Below are 5,025 nucleotides of genomic sequence, written 5' to 3'. Positions count from 1 at the left end.
TGCCATAGGCCAATCGCATCTGTGATAGTAGCAAACTGGCAAGATGCCAGTTCCACCAGTTGTAGAGGCACTATTAAACTAGTATGCGTTCGCATCTGTGATAGTAGCAAACTGGCAAGATGCCAGTTCCACCAGTTGTAGAAGCACTATCGGAACAGTAAGGATACACATCTGTGATAGTAGCAAACTGGCAAGATGCCAGTTCCACCCCTGATGCCCTCAGCAAACTGGCAAGATGCCAGTTCTACCCATTATTTCTAGAGACACTATCGGATGGGGTAAGTGCTCGCATTCTACTTCCCTGTTCCCTGTTCCCTGTTCCCTGTTGCCTATAGCGAACTAGAATCAAGACTTGCCGCTTCACCAGGAGTTTCAGGCAAGTGTATACCACACTCTTGCTTAAGGCCATGAAAACGGGTATCCCGTTCATCCTGATCATCGAAGGATAAAGGTCGGCTGGAATGCCAATCACCGACGGTTGTATAACCCTCATCAAACATAGGATGATAGGGTAAGTCATGAGCGGTGAGATACTTATAGATATCCCTAGAGTGCCAGTTAAGAATTGGCAAAATCTTGTGCTGATCTCCCTGCTTGTTAACCCAGCCCATCGTCTTGCGGTGGTCAGTTTGTTGCTTGCGCAATCCTGCTAACCATCCCGTTGCGTTTAGTTCCTGCAAAGCCCGTTGCATTGGTTCGACCTTGCGGATCTGGTCGTAGCGGTTGAGGGATTCTACATCATTCTTTTCCCAGAGTCTGTCATACAAGGCTTCCATCCGTGCTGGACTCATGGCAGACTGGTACACTTTTACATTCAAGTTGAGCCGTTCGATCAACTCCTCGGCAAATCGATAGGTTTTCACCGGTAGGTAGCCCGTATCTATCCAAATTACTGGTATATCTGGAACGACACTAGTGACCAAGTGCAGCATGACCGCTGACTGGATCCCAAAGCTGCTACTCATCACTAAGCCATCACCAAAGGTTTCAGCTGCCCATTCTACGATTTTGGTAGCGCTAGCCTCAGCAAGTTGCTGATTCACTGCTTCCAAATCCAGCTCAATTTGGTTTGATGTCACCCCGGTCATGGGGTCTAACTGCTGAGATTGAGGCTGGTTTGTTTTCCCATTCCCATCGAGGTGATCAGGGCTTTGGATAGCTGCAGCCTGTTGGTTTCCAGAAGCTTGATCAGAAGCGATCAGATTCAGTCGCGGCATGGTGGTAGTATCTTGTTTTTACTCTGGATATATTGTTATGGTAGTTTATTCGTGAATAATCTCTTTCGGGAGAGGCAAAAGGCAAAAGGCAAAAGGCAAAAGGCAAGAGGGAACCCTGATCTGACTCCCGATTCCCGATTCCCGATTCCCTACTCCCTATAATCTTAAGAATCTTCTTCAGTTATGGGCTCGCCGATATCAAATATAATCACAAAGTTCGCATCGGGCATTAGCCGTTTCAGAGCCTGCATATGACCCTCCGCATCGGATCGTTTACGGAACCGAGCAACAATTACTCGTTGCATCTTGGGCAATAGGCGCACCACCACCCATGGATGTAGGCGTTCAGCATAGGACATAATCTAATGTATCTCCTGTTATAGGGGGTCCTAGAGCCAGCCTTCAGCCTGCATATCTTCAGGCTGGCTCTTCCCGTTTAACCTTTCGTTAAACGTCTGGGGCAATTTCATTATAACATAAAAAATATTATATTATAACATATTTTGAAAATATTTGTAACAAAGTTGTGAGGGAATCGGGAATCGGGAATCGGGAATCGGGAGTGTGGGAGCTGTGGAGAGATGGGGCGTCAGATCAGTGTTATTTCTTGCCTATTGTATGCAAGCCTCTTGCCTCTTGCCTTGCCCATAGCGCTCTATCAAAACGCCCTGAAATTTGAGAACCCCCGCGCTTTTAGCCGGGGTCAGAAGTTACCGTAAGAATAAGGCAGCCTTGTCAGCCATGCAAAGCGCGAGTGGGGGAAACCCCCGCGTGAAGGCGCAAATCACGCTAATCATAAAGTTTTAACCCTTTTGTTCATAGCCGACCAACCATAAAGGCTGCCTTATTCGCGCGCGTCTCCGGGATGAAAAAGAGAGACTGGATTCATCCAGTCGTGTCCTCTATTTGACTTCTCGCCCAACGTTCTATAAATTCACCAACACTGGTGTTCGAGTCCTTGGCAGAAAGTTGCAACCATTTCCACACACTGTCGGTGAACATTATAGTGTGTGGCTTTTTTAGCTCGTTGTAAAGGACAGGAACTCCCCTCATCTTTTTTCGGGATTTTTTATGGTTTTGACTTGACATCTTTAGAGCCTACGTATACCCTAAATCTAGGATAACAAAGAAGGTCGAAGTTATCAAATGTACAAGACGATACCGATAAAAGCTGTCTTATCAGATGAAGAGAAAGCGTTCTGGGAATTCCAATGCCGACAGGCTAATAGTTTATTCAACTGCGCTATTTATTACGCTAAACAAAAACATTATAAATGGCTGGAAGAGCAAGAAGCTTTTACTACTTATTGGCGTGGAGATGAATTAAGAGCGGGTTGGAAAACTTATAAATGTGTGATCAAATACCCCGAAATAGATAAAGCTCTCAAAATGTCTCCTCACTACAAGGGAATGGCGGCTCAATCTGCTCAACAAACCTTAAAGACTGTAGGGGAAGCGATCGCAAGCTACAACCAATTAGTAGGACTGTATTATAAGGGAGAAGTAGATAGGCCAAGGTTTCCTCGTTACAGGAAATCAGGTGGTCTTGCCTCTGTTACTTTCCCCAGGCAAGCACTCACCTATAAAAAGGGTTTGTTCTACCCTTCGGTTAGTAAAGAGAGTAAACCAGAACTGCTAACTCAGATCACCTTAAACCCTCCAGGATTTATAGACCCCGAGTGGGTCAAAGAAGTTACTATCCGTCCTTGCTACCGTCAGTTATGGATCGATTGGGTTATAGACGATGGGAAGCAGCCATTAGCCACGAACCCAGACCTCGATTACTCCCAAGCCTTGGGCATAGACCATGGTGGGGATAACTGGCTGACCGGCGTTTCGACCTTAGGAAAAAGCTTCATCATTGATGGCAAGAAACTTAAGGCTCTCAATCAGGGTTACTCCCGGTTAGTAGCTAAACATAAAGCTGGGAAGCCGGAGAGATACTGGGATTCGAGTCTAGACAGAATCCAGCTAAAACGAAATAATCAGATGCGAGACGCAGTAAATAAAGCTGCTCGCTTTATTGTTAATCGTTGCCTCCACGATGGAATAGGTAATGTTGTGTTTGGCTGGAACAAAGGGCAGAAAAACCGTTCCAATATGGGCAGAAGAGGCAATCAAAATTTTGTAGCCATTCCCACAAATAGGTTCATAGAAAGGCTCAAGCAGCTTTGTTCCGAGTATGGGATAAAGCTCGTAATCACCGAAGAGTCATACACGAGCAAAGCGTCTTTCTTAGATAGGGACTCCTTACCGAAACTAGGTGAAAAACCCGCAGGATGGAGACCATCTGGCAAAAGAGTTAGGCGTGGTTTGTACAGAACTGCTTCCGGACAATTGGTTAACGCCGATGCTAACGGCGCTGCCAATATTATCCGCAAAGTAACCACACAGTCATTTGATTTGACTAAGGTGGCTAGGGGAGCCTTGACACTCCCGCACCGGTACGATTTATTTAGTGACTTGTCTAAATCATATCGGAATAAGGGTGGAGCGGTATGGGTTTACCCTACCGCGTAACATCCTTATAGAATCCCCCGTGCTTCAGCCGGGGGAGATGTCAAAAAAAAACCAGCCATTGAGAGGGGCTGGTGATACTTGCTGTGTTGGGAGGAGAAAACCTAGGGCCAATACGCTTACAGTGTGCCTTTATCCTTGGCTGTGAGCTCAAGGTCTTAAGGACGTAGTGGTCCTCGGGTAATCAGTTATGTAAACAAATGTAACTAAGTTTTCCAAAAATCGCAACATTTCTTAATAGTTTTTTCGGTAACAGCGAGCTGATTCCCGATTCCCTGTCAATAATTTCAGGCTCCTACTTGGGAAATCAGATAAGCGCCGGATAGGGCTGCTACTGTGGCGAGAATGGTAATCCAAATCGGATAGTAGCTGCGAATTGGTTTATCGTCTTCGATACTGATGGTTTCAATATCAATCCAGGGATTAACACCCCGGCGAAACCAACCGGTGACGATTACGTTCTGGTTAACTAAATTACTAACACGGGTGGGTTGAGGTAGGATATTACCTAGTGGTCCGAGATAGGAACAGTAATTTAGTCTGACTAAACCTGTCGGGGTTTGTAATATTAAATCTTGTCCGAGCCAATTACGTAATCCTGAACGTCCTAATAGTTTTCCGCTTAAGAGAACAGGACGACTATCGGGAGGTAGAGTAGCGTTAGTAGCGAAATAATCTCCTAAGTCGGGGTCAGTACCGATATTGGTAGGTTTGAGGTCGGGAAAGTAATTATTAATCCAGAGAAAGACACTGATACTAAAGGCAATTAAGATACAAGCATCGATAAAGGAATTGGCATTATGTAGCCAAATTAGCTGCCAAATGTCGAGCAGGTCAGACAGTTTACCAATTATCCAAAGTATCCCTCTTAGGCCTGCCCCCATTATTACGCCAAAAATTAGGGTACTTTGTAGCAGTGGCAAGGCTTTGTAACTGTTGCTGAGTTTAGAGAAAAATTCAGCTCGATTGCGACTGGCAGGAATTAAAGCGGGTAACTCTAGTTCGGCATGAAGCTTGAGAAAGTGGGCGTAGCGCTTAGGTAAATGTAACCGTTCTCCCAGTAGGGGATGGGCAGAGTTGATGATTAACCAGTAGCGGTAGGGATTAGTACAGTCCCATTTCAAGATGTCTTCAAACGGGGTGGTGGGGGAAAAACTGCCGATAACCATGGCTTGCTGATAACCGACGGGGAGTAAGACATCAAAGCTTTCTAATAGCCCACTGGTTTGGCCGGAAATTTGGATGTCTTCGCTTATCCCTAGGGCAATTTTTAGTAAGGCGCGGGTCAAGA

General features: G+C 45.7%; 5 protein-coding genes and 1 pseudogene. 3 read left to right on the top strand and 3 right to left on the bottom strand.

Translation table 11 applies throughout. The features are described from left to right. Positions 1 to 173 precede the first annotated feature (173 nt). Entirely contained in the window at positions 174 to 335 is a 162-nt protein-coding gene (locus F6K52_RS32260) for a hypothetical protein (protein ID WP_293088518.1), read from the top strand. Here the strand turns inward: F6K52_RS32260 and F6K52_RS32255 are convergent. Together F6K52_RS32255 and F6K52_RS32250 are read right to left on the bottom strand one after the other, a co-directional pair. After that, positions 330 to 1,217: a phosphoadenylyl-sulfate reductase gene (locus F6K52_RS32255; RefSeq protein WP_293088516.1), complete on the bottom strand. Its 888-nt coding sequence runs from the start codon at positions 1,215 to 1,217 to the stop codon at positions 330 to 332. The two genes, F6K52_RS32260 and F6K52_RS32255, sit on opposite strands and share 6 nt — an antisense overlap. 164 nt (positions 1,218 to 1,381) lie before the next feature. Continuing rightward, positions 1,382 to 1,576 (bottom strand): hypothetical protein, encoded by a 195-nt coding sequence (locus F6K52_RS32250; protein ID WP_071106925.1) that lies wholly within the window; start codon positions 1,574 to 1,576, stop codon positions 1,382 to 1,384. A 167-nt stretch (positions 1,577 to 1,743) separates the two neighbouring features. Here F6K52_RS32250 and F6K52_RS32245 point away from each other — a divergent pair, with 167 nt between their 5' ends. Both F6K52_RS32245 and F6K52_RS32240 read left to right on the top strand, forming a co-directional pair. Continuing rightward, on the top strand, positions 1,744 to 1,896 hold the full coding sequence (locus tag F6K52_RS32245; RefSeq protein WP_293088514.1) for a hypothetical protein: 153 nt from the start codon (positions 1,744 to 1,746) through the stop codon (positions 1,894 to 1,896). Positions 1,897 to 2,363: 467 nt separating this feature from the next. Further along, positions 2,364 to 3,737 (top strand): transposase, encoded by a 1,374-nt coding sequence (locus F6K52_RS32240; RefSeq protein ID WP_293088512.1) that lies wholly within the window; start codon positions 2,364 to 2,366, stop codon positions 3,735 to 3,737. 284 nt (positions 3,738 to 4,021) lie between these two features. Here F6K52_RS32240 and F6K52_RS32235 read toward each other — a convergent pair. Further along, positions 4,022 to 5,025 (bottom strand): annotated as a pseudogene (locus F6K52_RS32235) (Zn-dependent protease with chaperone function); the annotation flags it as partial.

This window comes from Moorena sp. SIO3H5 (assembly GCF_010692395.1).
Classification (GTDB): Bacteria; Cyanobacteriota; Cyanobacteriia; order Cyanobacteriales; family Coleofasciculaceae; genus Moorena.
The sequence above is the reverse complement of the archived record's forward strand: the minus strand, read 5'-3'. Positions and strand labels throughout refer to the sequence as shown.

Bases quoted from the DNA above. Each gene is read 5' to 3' on its own strand.
- F6K52_RS32255 (WP_293088516.1), bottom strand. From the start codon at position 1,217: ATGCCGCGACTGAATCTGATCGCTTCTGATCAAGCTTCTGGAAACCAA.
- F6K52_RS32250 (WP_071106925.1), bottom strand. From the start codon at position 1,576: ATGTCCTATGCTGAACGCCTACATCCATGGGTGGTGGTGCGCCTATTG.
- F6K52_RS32240 (WP_293088512.1), top strand. From the start codon at position 2,364: ATGTACAAGACGATACCGATAAAAGCTGTCTTATCAGATGAAGAGAAA.